We start from the raw sequence: 21850 nt of genomic DNA, 5'->3' as shown, positions 1-21850 counted from the left end.
GCTGCGGAGGGCGGCCATGACATCCGTCCTCGTCTGCGACGACTCCCCGCTTGCCCGAGAAGCGCTCCGCCGCGCGGTTGCCACCGTGCCCGGCGTCGAGCGTGTGACCACGGCGGCCAACGGCGAGGAAGTGCTCCGCCGCTGGGGTGCCGACCGCTCGGACCTGATTCTGATGGACGTACGCATGCCCGGTCTGGGCGGCGTCGAGACGGTCCGGCGGCTGCTCTCCGCCGACCCGGGTGCCCGCATCATCATGCTCACCGTCGCCGAGGACCTGGACGGTGTGGCGCTCGCCGTCGCCGCCGGTGCCCGCGGCTATCTGCACAAGGACGCCTCGCGCGCCGAACTGCGGGCCACGGTGACGCAGGCACTCGCCGACCCGACCTGGCGGCTCGCCCCGCGCAGACTGCGGTCGGCCGAGATGGGCGCCGCGCCGACACTCACGGCGCGTGAGATCCAGGTCCTGGAGGGCATGAGCCACGGCCGCTCCAACGCGGAGATCGGACGCGAGCTGTTCCTCTCCGAGGACACCGTCAAGACGCACGCCCGGCGGCTCTTCAAGAAGCTCGGTGCCTCGGACCGCGCGCACGCCGTGGCGCTCGGCTTCCGGTGGGGTCTGGTCCGCTAGGTGAACCGCTGCGGGACGGCGATCCCCACCCGCCGTACGGCGCCTCCCGCCCGCCGCCCGGCGGGCGGGGCCGGGGCGCCGCACACCCTCCTTCCGATGCCCGATCCCCGTTTCCCGGCGGATGCCGCATCCTTGAGGTGTGGAGTTCCTCGGGGACGATTCGGTCGAGCGGAAGGGGAGGGCGCAGGAGATGAGTTCCGGCGCACCTGCTCATAACGCTTCGGTGCACAACTATGGACGCGGTGCCACGGATCGGACGACGCCGAGGCACCATGGACCGATGCGCGATGACGAGACGACGGGGATCGGTGCGCTCGTCCATCGCGCGGTCGACGGCGACGAGCAGGCGACACACGACCTGCTCGCTCACGTACACCCTCTCGCGCTGCGCTACTGCCGCACCCGTCTCTCCCGGCTGCCGGGCGACGCGCGGCACTTCGTGGAGGACCTGGCGCAAGAGGTCTGCGTAGCGGTGCTGCTGGCGCTGCCGCGCTACAAGGACACCGGTCGCCCGTTCGAAGCCTTCGTCTTCGCCATCGCCGCGCACAAGGTCGCCGACCTCCAGCGCGCCGCGATGCGGCACCCCGGCTCGACGGCCGTGCCCTCGGACGAGATGCCCGAGCGCCCGGACGACTCGCTCGGTCCCGAGGAGCGCGCCCTGCTCAGCAGCGATGCCGAGTGGGCCAAGAAGCTCTTGGCCAACCTCCCCGAGAACCAGCGGGAACTGCTCCTGCTGAGGATCGCGGTGGGGCTCACGGCCGAGGAGACGGGGCAGATGTTGGGAATGTCACCCGGCGCGGTCCGCGTGGCCCAGCACCGTGCGCTGAGCCGCCTGAGGGCGCTGGCGGAGCAGTAGCGGGCGGCGGCGGTCCGCCGTCCTCGGCGGCCCTCGCCCCCGGCGTCCCGTACGGCTCCGGTCCGCGGGCGGCGGGTGTCGCGGTGACGGCCGGAGCCGCCGGAGTCACGCGCCCTGCGGGGGTGTTCCGCGCCGCCGGGCCGGCGGCCACCGCGGCGGCGGTGCCGGACGGGCCCGCCCGGGAGCGGTCCTCCGCGGCTCATCACCGGGGGGTCCCGCTTGAACGGCGCCGACCCCCGGCTCGTATGAATCTACGAAGCCGACGGGTGCCCGGAACCGTGGAATGAGAGAGCCATGCTTCCCGTTAGCATGGACATCCGCACCGATCAAGGCCATTTGGGGAAGGTGTCATGACTGCCAACGTCGACGGAGTGCCCGCCAAATTTGCGACGCTCGGGCTCACCTACGACGACGTGCTGCTGCTGCCGGGCGCATCCGAGGTGCTCCCCAACGCGGTCGACACCTCGTCCCGCATCTCCCGCAACGTACGCGTGAACATCCCGCTGCTGTCGGCGGCCATGGACAAGGTGACCGAGTCCCGCATGGCGATCGCCATGGCGCGTCAGGGCGGCGTCGGTGTGCTGCACCGGAACCTGTCCATCGAGGACCAGGTCAACCAGGTCGACCTCGTGAAGCGCTCCGAGTCCGGCATGGTCACCGACCCGATCACCGTGCACCCGGACGCCACGCTCGCCGAGGCCGACGCGCTGTGCGCCAAGTTCCGCATCAGCGGTGTCCCCGTCACCGACGGGACCGGCAAGCTGCTCGGCATCGTCACCAACCGCGACATGGCCTTCGAGAGCGACCGCTCCCGCCAGGTCCGCGAGGTCATGACCCCCATGCCGCTGGTCACCGGCAAGGTCGGCATCTCGGGCAACGACGCCATGGAGCTGCTGCGCCGCCACAAGATCGAGAAGCTCCCGCTGGTCGACGACGCGGGCCTCCTCAAGGGCCTCATCACGGTCAAGGACTTCGTGAAGGCCGAGAAGTACCCGAACGCCGCGAAGGACGCCGAGGGCCGCCTCCTCGTCGGCGCGGCGGTCGGTGCCAGCCCCGAGGCGCTGGAGCGGGCCCAGGCGCTCGCCGAGGCCGGCGTGGACTTCCTGATCGTCGACACCTCGCACGGACACAACAGCAACGCCCTCAACTGGATGGCGAAGATCAAGTCGAGCGTCGGCGTCGACGTGATCGGCGGCAACGTCGCCACCCGGGACGGCGCCCAGGCGCTGATCGACGCCGGTGTGGACGGCGTCAAGGTGGGCGTGGGCCCCGGCTCGATCTGTACCACCCGCGTGGTCGCCGGCATCGGCGTCCCGCAGGTCACCGCCATCTACGAGGCGGCCCTCGCGGCGCGCGCCGCGGGCGTCCCGGTGATCGGCGACGGCGGTCTGCAGTACTCCGGCGACATCGGCAAGGCGCTCGCCGCCGGTGCCGACACGGTGATGCTGGGCAGCCTGCTCGCCGGCTGCGAGGAGTCGCCCGGCGAGCTGCAGTTCATCAACGGCAAGCAGTTCAAGTCGTACCGCGGCATGGGTTCCCTCGGCGCGATGCAGTCCCGCGGCCAGGGCCGGTCCTACTCCAAGGACCGCTACTTCCAGGCCGAGGTGGCGTCCGACGACAAGCTGGTGCCCGAGGGCATCGAGGGCCAGGTGCCCTACCGGGGCCCGCTGGCCAACGTGCTGCACCAGCTCGTCGGCGGCCTGCGCCAGACCATGGGCTACGTGGGCGCCGCCTCCATCGACGAGATGGAGTCCAAGGGCCGCTTCGTGCGCATCACGTCCGCGGGCCTCAAGGAGAGCCACCCGCACGACATCCAGATGACGGTCGAGGCGCCGAACTACAGCCGCGGCGTGTAGTCGGCCACCGGCTTCACCCGGCGTGAAGCATGTTCAAGGGCGGTTCCGGAGCCTCCGGGACCGCCCTCGCCGTTGGCGTCGGGGATACTGGAAGGCGCTGAACCGCAGAGGGAAAGGCCACACACGTGACTGAGATCGAGATCGGGCGCGGCAAGCGCGGCCGCCGGGCGTACGCCTTCGACGACATCGCCGTCGTCCCGAGCCGCCGAACCCGGGACCCGAAGGAGGTCTCGATCGCCTGGCAGATCGACGCCTACCGCTTCGAGCTGCCCTTCCTGGCCGCCCCCATGGACTCGGTCGTCTCCCCGGCCACCGCGATCCGCATCGGTGAGCTGGGCGGCCTGGGCGTGCTCAACCTCGAGGGCCTGTGGACGCGGTACGAGGACCCGCAGCCGCTGCTCGACGAGATCGCCGAGCTGGACTCGGAGACCGCGACCCGCCGCCTGCAGGAGATCTACGCGGCTCCCATCAGGGAGGAGCTGATCGGGCAGCGCATCAAGGAGGTGCGCGACTCGGGCGTGGTCACCGCGGCGGCGCTGTCCCCGCAGCGCACCGCGCAGTTCTCCAAGGCCGTCGTGGACGCGGGCGTCGACATCTTCGTCATCCGCGGTACGACGGTGTCGGCCGAGCACGTCTCCGGTGCCGCCGAGCCGCTGAACCTGAAGCAGTTCATCTACGAGCTGGACGTCCCGGTGATCGTCGGCGGCTGCGCCACGTACACCGCCGCCCTGCACCTGATGCGCACGGGCGCGGCCGGTGTGCTGGTCGGCTTCGGCGGCGGCGCCGCGCACACCACCCGCAACGTCCTGGGCATCCAGGTCCCGATGGCGACCGCGGTGGCGGACGTCGCCGCGGCCCGCCGGGACTACATGGACGAGTCCGGCGGCCGGTACGTGCACGTCATCGCCGACGGCGGTGTCGGCTGGTCCGGCGACCTGCCCAAGGCCATCGCCTGCGGTGCCGACTCCGTGATGATGGGCTCCCCGCTGGCCCGTGCCACGGACGCGCCCGGCCGGGGCCACCACTGGGGCATGGAGGCGGTGAACGAGGAGCTGCCGCGCGGCAAGAAGGTCGACCTCGGCACCGTCGGCACGATCGAGGAGATCCTCACCGGTCCCTCGCACATCCCGGACGGCTCCATGAACATCTTCGGTGCCCTCCGCCGCGCCATGGCCACCACCGGCTACAGCGAGCTCAAGGAGTTCCAGCGCGTCGAGGTCACGGTGGCGGACGCGCAGCACAAGCGCTAGGCCGTACGACGTGTCGGGCCCGGTCGCCGTGCGGTGACCGGGCCCCTTCGTGTGCGGGGGGCCTACTGGTGGCCGGCCCTCCTGGCGCTGGAGAACGCCACGTAGGCGGCGATCGCGAAGAAGACGAAGGTCAGCGGGTCGGCGTCGGTCTTCCACGCCTCCTGGACCAGGCCGAGGTTGTCGAAGAAGACCTCGCTGAAGCCGACGCCGAACTCCTTGGCGATGAGCATGGCCTCGCCGATCAGCTGGCCGAAGTAGACCGAGGCCGCGGACAGCACGACGCTGACGACCGGCAGGACCGGGTTGCGCCCGCCCACCCGGCCCGCCGCGAGGCCGATCACGAAGCCGACGCCCACGGCGGCCCAGCCGATCTCGTGCTTCGTGAGGCCGATGACCACGCCGTAGACGCCCGCGGCGACCAGGGCGGCACCGACGGCGGCCGCGAGGCCGAGGCCGAGGTGGGCGCGGGCCGGCGCGGTGGGGGCGACCGGCGCCATCGGGAAGGCCGGCGCGCCCTGCTGCTGCGGAAAGTCCGGCGCGGGCGGGGTGCCCTGCGCGGCGGGCCCGTTCGCGTACGGGTTCCCGGACGGCTCGGAAGGCGGCACGGGCGGCGGCGTGGACGACTGACTCATGTGGATCCCCCCAGGGACAGCAGCGCACGACGGGTGCGCCGGGAACGCGAGCGCACGCATGTGCGAGAGCTGCCGCACATTAGCAGGACGCGCTGACGTCCCGCCCAGGGGTTTCGGGGAGGTCAGAGCCGGTGCGCGGCACCGGTCGGGGTGGCTCCCCGGGTGTCCAGGAGGAGCTGCGCCTTCACGGACAGGCCCTGGAGGTCGTACGTGCGGTGCTGCTGGAGCAGGATCGTCAGATCGGCGTCGGCCGCGGCCTCGTAGAGGGAGTCGGCCCGGGGGATGGGGCGGTCCAGGACGCTCCACGCGGGGATGAGCGGGTCGTGGTAGCTGACGGACGCGCCGAGTTCCATCAGGCGCAGGGCGATCTCGTGGGCGGGGGAGCCCTGCTGGTCGGCGAGGTCCTGCTTGTAGGTGATGCCGAGCAGCAGCACGCGGGCGCCGCGGGCGGATTTCCCGTGCTCGTTGAGGAGGGTCGCGGCGCGCTGGATGACGTACTGCGGCATGTGGTCGTTGACCTGCCGGGCCAGTTCGACCATGCGCAGGGTGCGGCCGGAGCGGCCGGTGAGGTCCTGGGCGACGGCGTGGCCCCCGACACCGGGGCCCGGCCGGAAGGCCTGGAAGCCGAACGGCTTGGTCTCGGCGCACCGGATGACGTCCCACAGGTCGACGCCCAGATCGTGGCAGAGCACGGCCATCTCGTTGACCAGGGCGATGTTGACGTGCCGGAAATTGGTCTCCAGCAGCTGCACCGTCTCGGCCTCGCGGGGGCCGCGGGCCCGGACGACCTTGTCGGTGAGCCGTCCGTAGAAGGCGGCGGCCGACTCGGTGCAGGCGGGTGTGAGGCCGCCGATGACCTTCGGTGTGTTGGACGGGTTGAAGTCGCGGTTGCCGGGGTCGACCCGGCTGGGCGAGTACGCCAGGTGGAAGTCGCGTCCCGCGCGCAGCCCGGAGCCCTCCTCCAGCAGGGGGCGCAGGAAGTCCTCCGTGGTCCCGGGGTGGACGGGGGACTCCAGGATCACCGTGGTGTGCGGGCGCATCCGGGCGGCCAGGGTGCGGGCGGCGGCGGCCACCTGGCCCAGATCGGGCCCTCCGTCCGCGCCCCGCGGGGTGGGTGCGCAGATGACCGCCGTACGCACCCGGCCGAGCTCGGCCGGGTTGGTGGTCGGCCGGAAGCCCCCCGAGTGCATCCGGCGCAGCTCGGCCGCGGTGAGGGAGCCGCCCTCGGGGCCGGTCTTGTAGCCGAGCGTGGGGATGCCGGCCGCGACGGCGGCCTGGGCCAGGGGCAGGCCGAGATGACCGAGTCCGATGACGGCGAGATCTGCGGGCATGGCGTGGGCCGTCCTTCCCAGTAGCCGTAGTGGGACAGGTGCGCAAGCCCGGTGGACAGAACGGGCGAGCGCAATGTCAGACTAGGAGTAAATATGACCGATTTGCGGGATTACTTGGCTGTGTTTCCTTGAGAGCCCCCGATTGATGTCCACAGGTCGAGCCGCGGACAGTGGCCGATGGTGGGCAACGCGGTGAGAATTTGGGCATGGGGGATGAGAGCCGGGCTTCGCCGGACGGGTGCGGCCAGCGCAACGGATAGCGGGAGGCAGCGGTGAGGACAGCGACACTGGGGCCGGCGGAGCGAGCCGAGTCACTTGCGGGAATGGCCGAGCGTGAGCTGGACGTCCTGGTGGTGGGCGCGGGCGTGGTCGGTGCGGGCACCGCGCTGGACGCCGTGACGCGCGGCCTGTCGACCGGGCTGGTGGAGGCGCGCGACTGGGCGTCCGGCACGTCCAGCAGGTCCAGCAAGCTGATCCACGGCGGCCTGCGCTATCTGGAGATGCTCGACTTCGCGCTGGTGCGCGAGGCCCTCAAGGAGCGCGGACTGCTCCTGGAGCGGCTCGCGCCGCACCTCGTGAAGCCCGTGCCGTTCCTCTACCCGCTGCAGCACAAGGGCTGGGAGCGGCTGTACGCGGGCTCGGGCGTCGCCCTCTACGACGCCATGTCCATGGCTCGCGGACACGGCCGCGGTCTCCCCGGTCACCGCCATCTGACGCGCCGCCACGCGCTGCGTGTCGCACCCGCCCTGAAGAAGGACGCGCTGGTCGGCGCGCTGCAGTACTACGACGCGCAGATGGACGACGCGCGTTACGTGGCCACGCTGGTGCGCACGGCCGTCGCCTACGGGGCGAAGGCCGCCAACCGGGCGCGGGTCACGGGCTTCCTGCGCGAGGGCGAGCGCGTCGTCGGCGCCCGCGTGCTCGACGTCGAGAGCGGCGGGGAGTACGAGATCCACGCCAAGCAGGTGGTGAACGCGACAGGCGTGTGGACCGACGACACCCAGGCGTTGGTGGGGGAGCGCGGCCAGTTCCACGTACGGGCGTCCAAGGGCATCCATCTGGTCGTACCGAAGGACCGCATCAATTCGACGACCGGTCTGATCCTGCGGACCGAGAAGTCGGTCCTGTTCGTCATCCCGTGGGGGCGGCACTGGATCGTCGGGACCACCGACACCGACTGGGACCTCGACAAGGCGCACCCGGCGGCCTCCAGCGCCGACATCGACTACGTGCTGGAGCACGTGAACTCGGTGCTCGCGGTGCCCCTGACGCGTGACGACGTCGAGGGCGTCTACGCCGGACTGCGACCGCTGCTCGCCGGCGAGTCGGACGCCACCAGCAAGCTCTCCCGCGAACACACCGTGGCCCACCCGGTGCCGGGACTGGTCGTCGTGGCGGGCGGCAAGTACACGACGTACCGCGTGATGGCCAAGGACGCCGTGGACGAGGCGGTGCACGGCCTGGACCAGCGGGTCGCCGACTGCGTCACCGAGGACATCCCGCTGATCGGCGCGGAGGGCTACCGGGCCAGGTGGAACGCACGCGCGCGCATCGCCGCCGAGACCGGCATCCACGTCGTGCGCGTGGAGCACCTGCTGAACCGGTACGGCTCGCTCGCCGACGAGCTGCTCGACCTCATCGCCGCCGACTCCTCCCTCGGCGCGCCGCTGCAGGGCGCCGACGACTATCTGCGCGCCGAGATCGTCTACGCCGCCTCGCACGAGGGGGCCCGCCACCTGGACGACGTCCTCACCCGGCGGACCCGCATCTCCATCGAGACCTTCGACCGGGGTACGCGCTGCGCCCGCGAGGCCGCGGAGCTGATGGCGCCGGTCCTCGGCTGGGACAAGGACCAGATCGAGCGCGAGGTCGAGCACTACGAGAAGCGGGTCGAGGCGGAGCGCGAGTCGCAGCGCCAGCCCGACGACCTGACGGCGGACGCGGCACGGCTGGGAGCGCCGGAGATCGTGGTGCGCTAGCGGGTGCCCGAGCGGGCCGGTCCGGACCCGGACCGGCCCGCTTCGTATGTCTCGGGCGGGGAGGCAGGCGCGCGGGCTGGGGCGTGGTGAGGGAGGGGCCGGGCGGGCGCCCTGCGGCGGGGCCTGGGATGCGGTCGGGCGGGGCCGGGCCGGTCGGGGCGGGGCGGGGCGGGCCAGTGGGTCCGGGCGGGGGCGGTCGAGGTTCGCACCGGCCAGTGGTTCCCGGGCGAGGCCGATTGGGCCGGTCGGGGCCGGTTGGGCTGGTCGGGATGTCACTCGAACGGGTGTCGTGGGCTGGGATCTCTGCTCGAAGGCCAGGCGTTCTACGGGGTGCGGGCGCAGAACTCGGCGGCGAGCAGGGCCGGTTCGAGGTCGGGGTCCGCCATCCCGTCCGTGTTCACCCGGAAGGTGAGGACGCGACGGCCGTCGACGGTGGCTGCGGTGCGCACGTAGCTGCCGGATATGCGCCCGTTGTGGCCCCACACCGTGGTGCCGCACGGCAATGTCACCGGATACAGGCCCATGCCGTACTCGCCCTGTGCTGTCCGGGTGTCGAGCATCTGCCGCAGCCGGTCCGGCGGGAGCAGCTCGCCGCCCAGCAGCGCCGCGTAGAAGCGGTCCAGGTCGTCGAGCGTGCTGACGAGCTCGCCCGACGCCCCGGCCACGCGCGGATCCAGGTCGGTGACGTCGGAGCCGTCGGCGGCGTAGGCGCGGCCGTGCGGTGAGGGCAGTGAGACGCGGGCTCCCGGGAGGGAGGTGCCCGTCAGGTGAAGGGGGGTGATGATGCGCCGCCGGACCTCGGTGGCGTACGAGTGACCGGTGACCTGCCGGACGACCAGGCCGAGCAGGACGTAATTGGTGTTCGAGTAGGCGAAGCGGCCGCGGTCGGCCGGGGGGTGGGTGAGGGCCGTGCGCAGTGCCTGAAGCGGGGTGACGGGGACGGTCCCCCTGGTCTCCGCCGTGAAGTCGTACAGGCCGCTGGTGTGGGTGAGCAGGGCGCGCAGGGTCAGCGCGCGGCCGTCGTTGCCCGCTCCGTGCACCAGACCGGGCAGGTGCTCGTCCACGGAGTCCGACAGGGACAGCCGGTGCTCGTCGGCGAGTTGCAGTACGACGGTCGCGAGGAACGTCTTGGTGATGCTGCCGGCACGGAAGTGGTCCTCGCGACGGATGGCACCGCCGGTGGCGGAACCGGCGGACCGCCCGGACGCCGTCGGCGCCCCGGAGCCGGAGCCGGGTGTGGGCGCGGCGGTGGTTGCGGACGCGGTGTCAGAAGTGGGCAGCAGGGCCGATTCGGACGCGGTGTCAGAGGTGGCCTCGGTGTTCCCGGCCGGGGCGGAGACCGGCGCCGACGGGGGCGGCGGTCCGGGTGTGGCCGGTGTGCCGGAAGGGGTGGCGTCCGGGGCGGCTTCGGCGTGGGCGTAACGGGTACCCGTTTCCTCGCGGGCCAGGAGAGCCGCGGCCGGGGCCTTTCCCCGGGAGACGAGCAGGGTCAGGGCGGAGTCCGCGGCGACGCTCGCGTCGGCGGGGGAGCCGGCCGGCATGAGGCCGAACAGAACGGCGGTCACCGGAATGGTCACGAGTGTCCGGCGTGTCCGGGGCAGCGGCATCGCGATCCTCCCTTGTCGGGGGCCCATCATGCGGGACGAACGGAGCCGCGTGGCAGGCGGTCCCCGGGGTCGGTCGCACCGGCACCCGGTGCCGCCCCGCTCCCAGAGGCACCCTGGGCGTCGGGTGGTCCATGCGTGAGGGACAATGAAGGCTCTGTCAGGGCGGGTTGCATGAGGGGACGCATGTCGGAGGCGGAGCGGGCGGGAGCATCCCGTCAGGACAAGAGCGGACGTCTCCTCGCCGGGCGGTACCGGCTGGGAGACGTACTCGGCCGCGGCGGCATGGGCACGGTGTGGCGCGCCAAGGACGAAACCCTGGGCCGCACGGTGGCCGTCAAGGAGCTGCGGTTCCCGTCGAGCATCGACGAGGACGAGAAGCGGCGGCTGATCACGCGGACGCTGCGCGAGGCCAAGGCGATCGCCCGGATCAGGAACAACGGCGCGGTGACCGTCTTCGACGTGGTCGACGAGGACGACCGGCCCTGGATCGTGATGGAGCTCGTCGAGGGCAAGTCCCTCGCCGAGGTCATCCGCGAGGACGGGCTGCTCACGCCGAGGCGGGCCGCCGAGGTGGGCCTCGCGATCCTCGACGTGCTGCGCGCGGCGCACCGCGAGGGCATCCTGCACCGGGACGTGAAGCCGTCCAACGTGCTGATCTCCGAGGACGGCCGGGTCGTCCTGACCGACTTCGGCATCGCGCAGGTGGAGGGCGACCCGTCCATCACCTCGACCGGCATGCTCGTCGGCGCGCCCTCGTACATCTCGCCGGAGCGGGCGCGCGGGCACAAGCCCGGGCCGGCCGCCGACCTCTGGTCGCTCGGTGGGCTGTTGTACGCGTCGGTGGAGGGTGTGCCGCCGTACGACAAGGGTTCCGCGATCGCGACGCTCACCGCGGTGATGACGGAACCGGTGGAGCAGCCGAAGCACGCGGGCCCGCTGGAGAAGGTGATCTACGGGCTGCTGGCCAAGGATCCCGAGCAGCGGCTCGACGACGCGGGCGCGCGGGCGATGCTCACCGAGGTGCTCCGCAAGCCCCAGGCCGCGGAAGCCGCGCCCGAGCCGGCGGACGCGACGAAGGTCGTGGCGCTGCCGCCGGTCCCGGACGAGGACTCCGGCCGGCGAGGCTCCGGTGGCAGGCGTGGCGAGGACGCGGCCGAGCGGCTGCGCGGCGCCCTGCGTTCCGTGCGGAAGGCCGCCACGGCGGCGGGCGCGGCGACGGCCGCGGCCACCGCCCGGACCAAGTCCGGTTCCCCGGGCACCTCCGGTGCCACCGCGGCTCCCGGGACCGAGGGGTCCGCGGGGGACGGCGCCGCGGCGTCCGCCGGTGCGGGCTCCACCGGCTCCGGCGCCGCCGGTTCCGCTCCGGGCGCCTCGTCCGGACCGGGTGCGGCGGGTTCCGGAGCCGAACGGGCCGTCGGCGCCGGTGCCGCTTCCGGTGCGGGGCGGAGCACGACCGCCGCGACCGCCTCGGTCGGCGTGTCCGACGACCGGTCCGGGACGCGGGACGGCGCGACCGCGAGCACGGACAAGGGGGCCTCGGGCTGGCCCGAGGTGCCCCCGGCGCCGCCGCGGCCCGCCCCCAAGGCGTCGCTCACCGACGTGGTGCCCCGGCGGACGCTGGTGATCACGGCCGTCGTCGTGGCCCTCGCCATCCTCGGCACCGTGCTGGCCCTGACCCTCGGGGGCGGCGACGGCAGCCCCGAGGACAGCGGGAACGGCGACACCAAGTCCGCGTCCGGCGGCGCGAACGCGGGCAGCGGCGACAAGGAGAAGGGCTCCGGGACCGGCGCGGACGGCGACGAGAAGTCCCCTTCGCCCTCCGGCTCGCAGGGCTCGGGTTCGGACAGCGGTTCCGGCAGCTCGCCGAGCGCGAGCGCGTCGGGCGAGACGGGCGACGACGACACGAAGTCGGACGACGACACCGCCGTACAGACGTACAAGGGCAGTCAGGGCTTCTCCATCGGGCTGCCGAAGGGGTGGAAGTACCAGTCCACCGGTGCGGCAGGCGCCCGCTTCAGCGGTCCCGACGGACAGAAGCTCCTGGTCGGCTGGACGTCCACGCCCAAGGACGACCCGGTCGCGGACTGGAAGAACCAGGAGCGGTACATGACGCGCCCGCAGTACAAGCGGATCCGCATAGAGAAGGTGGACTACCGCGGCTGGAACACGGCCGACTGGGAGTTCACCTATGTGGAGGGCGGCACGAAGTACCGGTCGATAGACCGCGGGTTCGTCGTCAACTCGCATCAGGGGTACGGGCTCATGTACACGGCGAAGGACGCCGAGTGGGACGGCGCCCTGCGCAAGAGCACCTGGCGGACGCTGACGAAGACGTTCAAGCCGAAGTCGTGACGCGGCGGCGGCGCGGGTGGACAGTCCGGAGCCGATTGTTCACCCGGCCGCGCGCCGGGACGACTTCGCGGGCCTGAGATCTCGCATCAACTCGGTGCGGGTTGCCTCCGGCACGTATCGTGAGTGGTTGCGGACCGTACGGAATCACAACGGAGCGCAACCCGAACGGAATTGACCACCGGGCGGCCGGGGGAGGCGTCGTGGACGACTACGCGGGACGGGTACTCGCCGACCGCTACCGCCTGCCCCTGCCGCCGTCCGACGAGTACGAACTCGCCGAGACCCGCGCCTTCGACACCTACAGCGGCCAGGAAGTCCTGGTCAGGCAGGTGCCGTTGCCCGAGGTCGTCGAGGCGGAGGTCCTCGACGCGGACGGGCTGCCGGAAGGGTTCGTGGCCCGGGACGGCGCGGGCGCCCAGGGTGCGCGGGGCCGGAGCGGTGCGGGCGCGCGGACGACGCGGCGCCCCGCGGAGCCGGCCGTGCGGCGGGCCATCGAGGCCGCCCAGGCCGCGGCCCGGATACCCGACCACCCCCGGCTCGACCAAGTCTTCGACGTGTTCGCCGAGGGTGGTTCGCTCTGGGTCGTCAGCGAGTTGGTGGCCGCCCGGCCGCTGTCGGCGCTGCTCGCCGAGAAGCCGCTGACGCCGTACCGGGCGGCGGAGGTCGCCTCGGACGTCCTCATGGCCCTGCGGGTGCTGCACGCGCACGGCTGGGTGCACCGGAACGTCACCGCACGCACGGTGCTCGTCTGCGACGACGGCCGCGTGATGCTCAGCGGTCTCGCGGTCGGCGCCGCCGAGGAGGCGCTGTGCGGGTACGACCCGCTGCCCCCCGGGGACGGGGAGCCGGCCGGAGGAGCCGTCGGGCCGGGCGGCGCCCGTGGCGGTCCGATGGCCGGAGGAGTGACGGGCCACTCCCTCGGCGCGGGCGCCGGCCTGGTCTCGGACCCCTCCCTCGGTGCGGGCGCCGGTCTGGTCGCGGGGCACTCCCTCGGTGCGGGCGCCGGAGTCGGCGGACCGCTCAGCCGGGATCCCGAGGCGGCTCGCCGGGCGGCCATCGAGGCGCGCGAGAAGGGCATGGAGGCGCGGGCGGCCGGGCAGGAGGCGCGGGCCGCGGGCCGCGCCCCCGCCGCGGGCGGGCCGCGCGGCGGTGTCCCGGCCCTCGGCGGCCGGACGGCGGAGGGGGACGACGCCCGGGCGGCACGTGCCGGGGCGATCGCCGCGTACCGGGCGGGTGCGCGGGCCGCGGCCCGCGTCCAGGACGAGGAGCGCGACAGCCGGACGGCGCTGCCCGGCCCCCGGTCCGCGCCGGGTCCCGGCACGGCTCCGGGCGCCGCGACCGACCGCGGTGACGCGCCCCGGCAGGGCGACCGGTACCCGGACGCCACGCGGGCCCCCGGGTACGGCAGCGGACCCCAGGGCCCGTCCGGTCCCGGTCCCGGGTACGGCACCGAGTCCCGTGGTGTGCCCGGTCACGGAGCGTGGGCCGGGCAGGGTTCCGGTCGTGCTTCGCAGGCCGGGCAGGGGCCCGGGTACGGCACCGAGTCCCGTGGTGTGCCCGGTTACGGTCCCGAGGGCGGCCAGGGGCCCGAGTACGGCACCGAGGCGGGTCGGGCTTCCGGCTACGCGGGTGGCGGCCGCCAGGACCCCGGTCACCGGGGAGGTCCGGGCCAGGCCTACGGCTACGGCTCCGAGCCCCGTCAGCCGTCCGGCCACGGCGAGGACGCCGCCCGGTCGTCCGGCTACGGCGGTGACGCCGACCCCGGTTACGGCGTGAGCCCCGGTCAGGCTCCCCGTCGCGGCGGTGACGCAGGTCAGGCGCCCGGTTACGGCGGTGACCCCGATCGGGGCACCGGTTACCGCGGTGACCCCGCCCGGCCTTCCGGCCACGGTGCCGAGCCGGGACGGGCGTACGGCCGGGGTGAGGAAGCCCCGGCGCCGGGCCGAGGCGTGGAGCGGGCCCCCGCTTCCCCGCCCCCCGGGCAGATAGCCGACCCCTACGGAGTCGGACGGGGCAACCCGTGGCACGGTGCCGTTCCGCGGAACGGGGCCGCCGGACAGAGCCGTACCGCCCTCCCCGGAGGGAGCGGGGAGCAGCCGCACGCGGCGTTCCCGGGCACCGGCCCCGGCACGGGACCCGGCGGTGCGCCGGAGCTCGGACCGGTGCAGGAGTCCGTCCACCGACTCGGTGCCGGCGCGGCGACCCCCGCTCCGGCCACCGGACTGCCCCCGCACCACGCCCGTCACCAGGCGGCGCAGCCGCACGCAGCGCAGCCCTCGGGGCCGGGCTCTTCCCAGGACGCGACCCGCTGGGACCAGCTGGTCGCCGCCGCCCCCCGCCGCGGCCCCGCCACCGCGCTCGCCGCCGAGCGGGCCCGCCAGGCGCGGATGGCCGTGGTCGGACCGGTGACCGAACGCTGGGCGCCGGAGCAGGCCGGGCCCGTGCACGAGAACTGGCAGCTCGCCGCGCCGATCGGCCCGGCCACCGATCTGTGGGCGCTCGGCGCGCTGCTCTTCCGCGCCGTGCAGGGCCACGCACCCTACCCGGAGGAGAACACGGCCGAACTGGTCCAGCTGGTCTGCGCGGAGCCGCCGGCGTTCGCCGAGGAGTGCGGGCCGCTGCGCCCGGTCGTGGAGTCGCTGCTGCGTCAGGACCCGACCGAGCGGCTCGACTTCGAGGAGCTGCGCGGCTGGCTGCGCTCCCTGGTCCGTTCGGCGCCGGAACCCGAGGCGGGCGCGCACGTCATCGCCGCTCCGCCCGTCGACCCGCGACGGCTGCCGATCGTACGGCGCCGGGGTGAGCTCGTGCGCCGACGTCGCGCCGGGCTGCCCGCGACCAGCCCGCACGCCCGCCACAAGCGCGCCAGGCAGGAGCGGACGGCCCAGCCCCGGTCATTGGGCCGGAACCTGGTCCTGCTGGTGCTCCTCATGCTGGCCGCGGCGGTCGTGTACGCCCTGTACTTCATGCCGAAGGCGGACACCGCCGGGCGCACGGACGGCGAGCGGACCGGTGCCGCCGAGGACGCCGGGCCCACGCCGGGCGGCGGGAGCGACGGCAAGGCGAGCAGCGAACCACGTCCCGACCAGACCTCGCCCGGCAGCGGCAAGAGCCCCTCCAAGTCCCCCGGTTCGTCGCAGGACCAGACGTCCTCCGACCCGGATGTGGCCCAGGGCTTCACCGTGCGCAAGGACGCCGAGGGGTTCCGGATCGCCGTGGCCCGAGGATGGGACCGGTCCGCCAAGAACGGGCGGGGTCAAGTCGTCTACGCGCACGGGGACTTCCAGCTCATCGTCGTGCCCGGGCGGGACGGCACGGACGCCTACGGCAGCGATCCCATGGCGTATCAGCGGGAGAAGGAGCGCGAGCTGCAGCCGTTCCGCGACTCGACCTGGGCCACGTCCAGCGGGATGCGGACGATCGAGGTGGGCGGCCGGGCCATGGCCGAGGGGCAGTTCACGTGGACCGACGGCGAGGGCCGCGAGCTGTACGTGCGCAATCTGGCGATGGTGGTCGGCGGCAAGTACCACGTGGTGCAGGTGCGCGGCCCGGAAGCCGAACGCGACGAGGTGACCCGGCTGTACGAGCAGGCGTCGTCGACGTACCAGGTCACCGGCTGAGAGGGCCGCGCCCTCCGGCTCGCGGACACCGGCATGCCACCAACCACCCACCGGCGGCCACCGACCACCGGCACCCGTCCCGTCCGGGCGTCCGAGTCCCGGCGGACGCCTGAGCGAGTGGCCGCCCCGGTTGCCCGTCCGGCCCGTACGGTGCCGACGGGCTTTCCGTGATGTGCAGTTGGTCCCGTGGTTGCACCGTGTGCACGGAAGCGAGAACCGTCACAGTGCGGTCCCGGTACGACCGCGCCGGTTCCCCGGGAGGCGGCGGGGTCCCTAGTGTGACCCTGTCAAGACCATTGCGGGGAAACGTGAATCAGATGCAGGGCCTGCTCCTCGCGGGCCGCTACCGCCTCGTCGAATCCATCGGCAGCGGCGGCATGGGCCGTGTGTGGCGTGCGCACGACGAGGTGCTGCACCGCGCCGTCGCGGTCAAGGAGTTGACGGCCGCCCTCTACGTCACGGAGAGCGACCGTGCGGTGCTGCTCGCCCGGACCCATGCCGAGGCGCGGGCCGCCGCCCGGATCAACCACTCGGCCGTCGTCACGGTGCACGACGTCCTCGAGCACGACAACCGGCCGTGGATCGTGATGGAGCTCGTCGAGGGCAACTCCCTGGCCGACGAGGTCAAGGAGCAGGGCCGCGTCGAGCCCGCGGAGGCCGCCCGCATCGGCCTGTGGGTGCTCCGCGGGCTGCGGGCCGCCCACACCGCCGGGGTGCTGCACCGCGACGTGAAGCCGGGCAACGTCCTGCTCGCCGCCGACGGGCGGGTGCTGCTCACGGACTTCGGCATCGCCCAGGTCGAGGGCGACACCACCATCACGCGCACCGGCGAGATCGTCGGGTCCGTGGATTACCTGGCCCCCGAGCGGGTGCGCGGGCACGACCCCGGGCCCTCCTCCGACCTGTGGGCCCTCGGGGCCACGCTGTACACGGCGGTGGAGGGCAAGTCGCCGTTCCGGCGCACCTCCCCGCTCACCACGATGCAGGCCGTCGTCGACGAGGAGCCCCCCGCGCCGCGCGGCGCGGGGGCGCTGGGGCCGGTGATCCAGGCGCTGCTGCACAAGGATCCGGCCGCGCGGCCCGGGTCGGAGGCGGCTGAGCAGATGCTCGCCGAGGCCGCGGAGGGCCGCCGGCCGCGTGCGGCCCAGGCTCATGTGCCGACGCAGCACGTGGAGACGGGCCGCATGGCCACGGGCCGGAACGCGCCCGGACGGCACGAGGGTTCGGGCGCGGTCGGGGGCCACGCGTACGGGGCGAACGGCAACGGCCATGGCATGACGGCACATGGCTCCTCGGCACATGGAGTGACCGCGCATGGGGCGGCGGCACAGGAAGCCACGGGGCAGGGGCGGGCCGGATACGGGTCCCAGACCCATGTGCCCGGCGCCCATGGCGCGACGAGCCATGACGCCACCACCCATGTGCCGGGCCATCAGGGACCTGGGGCGCCCGGCGCCACCCTGCACGGGCCGCCCTCCCCGTACCCGGGGGCCGACGGGCACCAGCGGGCCACCCGGAAACGCAGGCCGGCCCGCACGCTCGTCGTCGTGGCCCTCCTGGCCGCGCTCGTCGGGGGCGGGGGCGCCCTGGCGCTGCACTACGCCGACGGCACGGGCGGCCAGGGCAATGGCAGTTCCGCCGACTCCGGAGGGACGGGGCAGCAGAAGAACGGCGCGGTGCCCGACGACTGGGAGCGCACCTACGACGTCGAAGGCTTCAGCCTCGCTCTGCCCAAGGGCTGGAAGCGCCAGGTCAACGGCAACCAGATCGACTACACGCCCGACGGCGGCCGGCACTTCGTGCGCATCGCCGTCGACGAGTCGCCGGACTTCGACACGCCCTACGCGCACCAACTGGACCTGGAGCAGCAGGTGAAGAAGCTGCAGGACTACCGACGCGTGAGTCTGCAGACCAACACCTACCGCGACTGCCACGGCGCCCTGTGGGACTTCACGTGGACGGCGCTCGGCAAGGACACGTCGTTCCCCGGCCCGCGCCGGGCCATCGAGCAGACGTATCTCGACCGGGACGGCGTCGAGTACACGATCTACCTGTCGTCGCCCGCGGCGGACTGGGACACCGCGCGGGAGCAGTTCGACGCGATACTGCGGGGCTGGCGGCCGAACGGCTAGGCACCGGGTCCCGCTCCGGACGGCTTCCGCCACAGGTTCCGAGGCCGGCCCGCGTCGCAAGTCGGCCACCTCGTACCGCCTCCCCGGAGGGCGGCCGTCCGGTGCGGCATGATGGGGCGCATGGGGACCGAGGGGGACAACGCCCGCGTCATCGCGGGCCGTTACCGGCTGGAGGCCAGAATCGGCCGGGGTGGGATGGGCGTCGTCTGGCGCGCCACCGACCAGGTGCTCGGCCGGCAGGTCGCGGTCAAGGAGCTGTGCCTGGACGACTCGCTCTCCGCCGACGAGGCGAGGACGCAGCGCGAGCGCTCCCTGCGCGAGGCCCGCGCCGTCGCCCAGCTCAGGCACCCGCACATCATCGTCGTGCACGACGTGGTCGAGGACGACGAACGGCCTTACATCGTCATGGAGTTGATCGTCGGGGGTTCGCTCGCCGACCGGATCTCCCGGTCCGGACCCGTCGACGCGGCAGAGGCCGCCCGGATCGGCATCGACCTCCTCGGCGCGCTGCGGCGGGCGCACGACGCGGGCGTCCTGCACCGGGACCTCAAGCCGGCCAACGTCCTGATGGAGGCCGGCACCGACCGAGTCGTCCTCACCGACTTCGGGATCGCCCGGGTGGCGGGCGCGACGACGCTCACCGAGAACGGGGCGTTCGTCGGCTCGCCCGAGTACACCGCGCCCGAGCGGATGTCCGGGGCGAGGACGGGACCCGAGTCCGACCTGTGGTCGCTCGGCGCGCTGCTGTGCACCGCCCTCAGCGGTGCGTCGCCCTTCCGCCGGGACTCGTTGGGCGGCATCCTGCACGCCGTCGTCGTCGACGAGGTGCGTCCGCCCGCCCAGGCCGAGCCGCTGCTCCCCGTCGTACGGGGACTGCTGGAGCGCGATCCCGACCGGCGGCTCGACGCGGTGCAGGCGGAGGCGATGCTGCGGGCGTTCCGGGAGACGGGACGTACGCCGCGGGTGGCGCCCGGGTACACGCCGACCGTGCGGGACGTGCCGCGGGGCGGCCGGGCCCCGTCGCTGTTCTCGCACGCCGCCGCGCCGGGCCCTTCCGGGCCGTCCGGCTCCTCGGACACCGCTGCCGGGACCTCGTCGAGGCACTCCGGGCGGAGCGTGCTGGTCGCCGCCGCGCTGGTCGCCGCGATGGCCGGCGCCGGGCTGTCCGCGGCGGCGCTGCTGATGCGCGGGGGCGGCGACGGCGACGGCGTCCCCACACGTTCGGCGCCGCACGGCCCGGCCCGTACGGCGCGGAGCAGTCCCGCGCCGACGACCTCCGGTCCGGCGGCCCCGGCGCCCACGGTGACGGTGACGCGCTCGCGGGCTGCGTCGCCCGCCTCGCGCAAGGTGCCCGCGGGGTACCGCCTCGCCCGGGACCCCGGGGGGTTCGCGCTCGCGGTGCCGGAGGGCTTCACGCGCGAGCCGCAGGGGGAGCGGGTCTTCTACCTGTCGCCCGGCGGTGCCTTCCGGCTCGGAATCAAGATCGCCGACACCGGGTCCGGCGGGCCCGTCGGCGTGATGCGCCGGGCGGCGGCCAAGGGGCCGTCCACGAACCCCGGTTACCGCGACGGCCGGGTCACCGCGACCACCCGCGGCACGGCACCGGCCGCGCTGTGGGAGTTCACCTGGGACGGCTTCTCCACGGCGGAGGGCGCGCGGCACACGTACGACCTGTGCTGGGAGCAGGACGGGCGGATGTACGACGTGTGGGTGTCGGCACCGGTCGGCCGGGTCGCCGAGGCCAAGGAGTACTTCGATGTCGCCGTGGACTCCTTCGCGGCGTCATGAGCACTCCTACCACCGCAAAGGGGAGATATGGGATGGGGCGCGTCACGGGTCTGTGACCGCAGGGCGGCCGGGGTGGCTCCCGCGGCTCCGGCCGCGATATGCATGGGTTCATGAGCAGCAACGGGGGAGTCCCGCACGGGTCCGACGAGCCAACCAGTTTCGGGCTGCAACCGCCGCGGCCGGCCGTGCCCGGTCAGCAGGCACCCGCCCCCGGTCAGCAGTCCGCGGTGCCCTACCCGGGCAATCCGTACGCGGCGCCGACGCAGATGGTCCCGCAGCCGCAGCCGCAGCCGCAGCCGCAGCCCGCCGCGCCGGAGCCGGGCACGGGCCGGCTGATCGCGGGCCGCTACCGGCTCCTGTCGAAGCTCGGGCACGGCGGCATGGGCACGGTGTGGCGCGCCAAGGACGAGACGGTGGATCGCGAGGTCGCCGTCAAGGAGCCCCGCGTACCGGACCACCTTTCCGAGCGTGAACGCGCCAACGCCTTCGAGCGGATGCGCCGGGAGGCGCGGGCCGCGGCCCGGCTCGACCACCCGGCGGTCGTGAACGTCCACGACGTGGCCGTGGTCGACGGGCAGCCGTGGATCGTGATGGAGCTGGTGCAGGGCCGTTCCCTCGGCGCCGCGCTCCAGGAGGGCACTCTCGGAGTCCGCGAGGCGGCCACGGTCGGCCTGGAAGTCCTCGGCGCCCTGGAGGCCGCGCACGCCGCGGGCATCCTGCACCGCGACGTCAAGCCCGACAACGTCCTGCTCGGCCGCCACGACCGCGTCGTCCTCACCGATTTCGGCATCGCCCAGATCGAGGGCGAGACGAACCTGACGGACACCGGCGGCTTCGTCGGCTCGCCCGAATACATCGCCCCGGAGCGGGTGCTGGGCCAGCGCCCCGGCCCGGCCTCCGACCTCTGGTCCCTGGGCGTCGTGCTGTACGCGGCGACGGAGGGCGTCTCCCCGTTCCGCCGCAGCAACACCCCCGCCACCCTGCAGTCCGTCCTCAACGCGACGCCCGCGCCGCCGTCCGCGTCGAAGGGGCCGCTCGCCGAGGTGATCAACGGGCTGCTGGACAAGGATCCGGCGCGGCGCCCCGGCGCGGCCCGGGTGCGCCGGCTCCTGGAGGAGGGCGCCAAGCCCCCGCAGGAGACGCAGATCGTGCAGATCTCCGTCCCGGGCGGCAGGGGCATCAGACTCGGCCGCAAGGCGTGGCTCGGTCTGGGCGCGGCTCTCGTCGCGGTGGCCCTGGCGGCGTATCTCGTGATCGCGGACCCGTTCGCGGGCCCGCTGCCGGACGGCTGGGCGAAGAAGCAGGAGGAGACGCTCGGTGCGACGCTGGCCGTGCCGTCGGGCTACCAGGTGGGCAGGCCGGACGACGACGACTCCGACCGCAATTGGGTCACGTACAGCGACTGGAGCGGCAGCGTCTGGATCGGCCTGAACGTGACGCGCAAGAGCGAGGACTCCAGCAACGCGATCAAGGATTCCGCGCGGGACCAGATGTGGGCCGACGACGCGGAGTTCAAGCAGAACGGCGAGTACAGCCTGGACATGCCCGCGGCTCCGAGGACAGACCCGAAGGAGACCACCCACCAGGGTGAGAAGTCCGCCGTGAACACGCTGACGTACAAGACCACCGACAGCGAGCACCCGCGTCCCCGCGAGCTGAAGATCTTCTACTACAAGTCGAAGAAGACCGGGAACATGTTCAAACTCACCGTCAGCTACCCGGGGGACGGCGATTTCACGAAGCGCGGCCGGGAGGTCGCGGAGACCGCCATCGCGAACCTGGACATCCACAAACTCTGACGGGCGCCCGTGGGTCCGCCGCG

At 73.5% G+C, this 21850-nt stretch carries 13 protein-coding genes; 10 read left to right on the top strand and 3 right to left on the bottom strand.

The window, feature by feature from the left end; genetic code table 11:
- Positions 1-16: 16 nt before the first annotated feature.
- From ACZ4NT_RS26190 to ACZ4NT_RS26175, 4 genes are all read left to right on the top strand, one after another.
- Positions 17-628 carry a response regulator transcription factor gene (locus ACZ4NT_RS26190; RefSeq protein WP_003948568.1) on the top strand — a complete coding sequence of 204 codons (612 nt, stop codon included), beginning with the start codon at positions 17-19 and terminating at the stop codon, positions 626-628.
- A 280-nt stretch (positions 629-908) separates the two neighbouring features.
- Entirely contained in the window at positions 909-1484 is a 576-nt protein-coding gene (locus tag ACZ4NT_RS26185) for a sigma-70 family RNA polymerase sigma factor (RefSeq protein WP_121405541.1), read from the top strand.
- 350 nt (positions 1485-1834) lie between these two features.
- Positions 1835-3340, top strand: a complete 1506-nt coding sequence (gene guaB / locus ACZ4NT_RS26180; RefSeq protein ID WP_121405542.1) for an IMP dehydrogenase — start codon at positions 1835-1837, stop codon at positions 3338-3340.
- 125 nt (positions 3341-3465) lie between these two features.
- Positions 3466-4590, top strand: coding sequence for a GuaB3 family IMP dehydrogenase-related protein (locus ACZ4NT_RS26175; RefSeq protein ID WP_121405543.1), 1125 nt, complete (start codon positions 3466-3468; stop codon positions 4588-4590).
- Between the two features lie 62 nt (positions 4591-4652).
- Here ACZ4NT_RS26175 and ACZ4NT_RS26170 read toward each other — a convergent pair whose 3' ends face one another.
- Both ACZ4NT_RS26170 and ACZ4NT_RS26165 read right to left on the bottom strand, forming a co-directional pair.
- Complete coding sequence (locus ACZ4NT_RS26170; protein ID WP_467727933.1) at positions 4653-5222, bottom strand: hypothetical protein; 570 nt, start codon at positions 5220-5222, stop codon at positions 4653-4655.
- A 122-nt stretch (positions 5223-5344) separates the two neighbouring features.
- Positions 5345-6553, bottom strand: a complete 1209-nt coding sequence (locus ACZ4NT_RS26165; protein WP_121405545.1) for a nucleotide sugar dehydrogenase — start codon at positions 6551-6553, stop codon at positions 5345-5347.
- 272 nt (positions 6554-6825) lie between these two features.
- Between ACZ4NT_RS26165 and ACZ4NT_RS26160 the strand changes: the two genes are divergently transcribed.
- Positions 6826-8532: a glycerol-3-phosphate dehydrogenase/oxidase gene (locus ACZ4NT_RS26160; RefSeq protein WP_121405546.1), complete on the top strand. Its 1707-nt coding sequence runs from the start codon at positions 6826-6828 to the stop codon at positions 8530-8532.
- 323 nt (positions 8533-8855) lie between these two features.
- Here ACZ4NT_RS26160 and ACZ4NT_RS26155 read toward each other — a convergent pair whose 3' ends face one another.
- Positions 8856-10097, bottom strand: coding sequence for a serine hydrolase domain-containing protein (locus ACZ4NT_RS26155; RefSeq protein WP_467727930.1), 1242 nt, complete (start codon positions 10095-10097; stop codon positions 8856-8858).
- A 225-nt stretch (positions 10098-10322) separates the two neighbouring features.
- Here ACZ4NT_RS26155 and ACZ4NT_RS26150 point away from each other — a divergent pair, with 225 nt between their 5' ends.
- The 5 genes from ACZ4NT_RS26150 to ACZ4NT_RS26130 all read left to right on the top strand — a co-directional run bounded on the left by ACZ4NT_RS26150 (position 10323) and on the right by ACZ4NT_RS26130 (position 21827).
- Entirely contained in the window at positions 10323-12491 is a 2169-nt protein-coding gene (locus ACZ4NT_RS26150; RefSeq protein ID WP_467727928.1) for a serine/threonine-protein kinase, read from the top strand.
- A gap of 200 nt (positions 12492-12691) precedes the next feature.
- Entirely contained in the window at positions 12692-16108 is a 3417-nt protein-coding gene (locus ACZ4NT_RS26145; RefSeq protein ID WP_467727926.1) for a protein kinase, read from the top strand.
- 317 nt (positions 16109-16425) lie between these two features.
- Complete coding sequence (locus ACZ4NT_RS26140) at positions 16426-18240, top strand: serine/threonine-protein kinase (RefSeq protein ID WP_467728059.1); 1815 nt, start codon at positions 16426-16428, stop codon at positions 18238-18240.
- A gap of 120 nt (positions 18241-18360) precedes the next feature.
- Positions 18361-20028 carry a serine/threonine-protein kinase gene (locus ACZ4NT_RS26135; RefSeq protein ID WP_467727924.1) on the top strand — a complete coding sequence of 556 codons (1668 nt, stop codon included), beginning with the start codon at positions 18361-18363 and terminating at the stop codon, positions 20026-20028.
- 110 nt (positions 20029-20138) lie between these two features.
- Positions 20139-21827, top strand: coding sequence for a serine/threonine-protein kinase (locus ACZ4NT_RS26130; protein ID WP_121405551.1), 1689 nt, complete (start codon positions 20139-20141; stop codon positions 21825-21827).
- Positions 21828-21850: the final 23 nt, after the last annotated feature.

Source organism: Streptomyces sp. NPDC026417, from assembly GCF_055567695.1.
This window is presented reverse-complemented; position numbering and strand designations above follow the sequence as displayed.

What these genes read in the sequence shown, in the direction of transcription:
- guaB (WP_121405542.1), top strand. Translation starts at nt 1,835, where the DNA reads ATGACTGCCAACGTCGACGGAGTGCCCGCCAAATTTGCGACGCTCGGG.
- ACZ4NT_RS26135 (WP_467727924.1), top strand. Translation starts at nt 18,361, where the DNA reads ATGGGGACCGAGGGGGACAACGCCCGCGTCATCGCGGGCCGTTACCGG.
- ACZ4NT_RS26165 (WP_121405545.1), bottom strand. Translation starts at nt 6,553, where the DNA reads ATGCCCGCAGATCTCGCCGTCATCGGACTCGGTCATCTCGGCCTGCCC.
- ACZ4NT_RS26190 (WP_003948568.1), top strand. Translation starts at nt 17, where the DNA reads ATGACATCCGTCCTCGTCTGCGACGACTCCCCGCTTGCCCGAGAAGCG.
- ACZ4NT_RS26170 (WP_467727933.1), bottom strand. Translation starts at nt 5,222, where the DNA reads ATGAGTCAGTCGTCCACGCCGCCGCCCGTGCCGCCTTCCGAGCCGTCC.
- ACZ4NT_RS26150 (WP_467727928.1), top strand. Translation starts at nt 10,323, where the DNA reads ATGTCGGAGGCGGAGCGGGCGGGAGCATCCCGTCAGGACAAGAGCGGA.
- ACZ4NT_RS26140 (WP_467728059.1), top strand. Translation starts at nt 16,426, where the DNA reads ATGCAGGGCCTGCTCCTCGCGGGCCGCTACCGCCTCGTCGAATCCATC.
- ACZ4NT_RS26185 (WP_121405541.1), top strand. Translation starts at nt 909, where the DNA reads ATGCGCGATGACGAGACGACGGGGATCGGTGCGCTCGTCCATCGCGCG.
- ACZ4NT_RS26130 (WP_121405551.1), top strand. Translation starts at nt 20,139, where the DNA reads ATGAGCAGCAACGGGGGAGTCCCGCACGGGTCCGACGAGCCAACCAGT.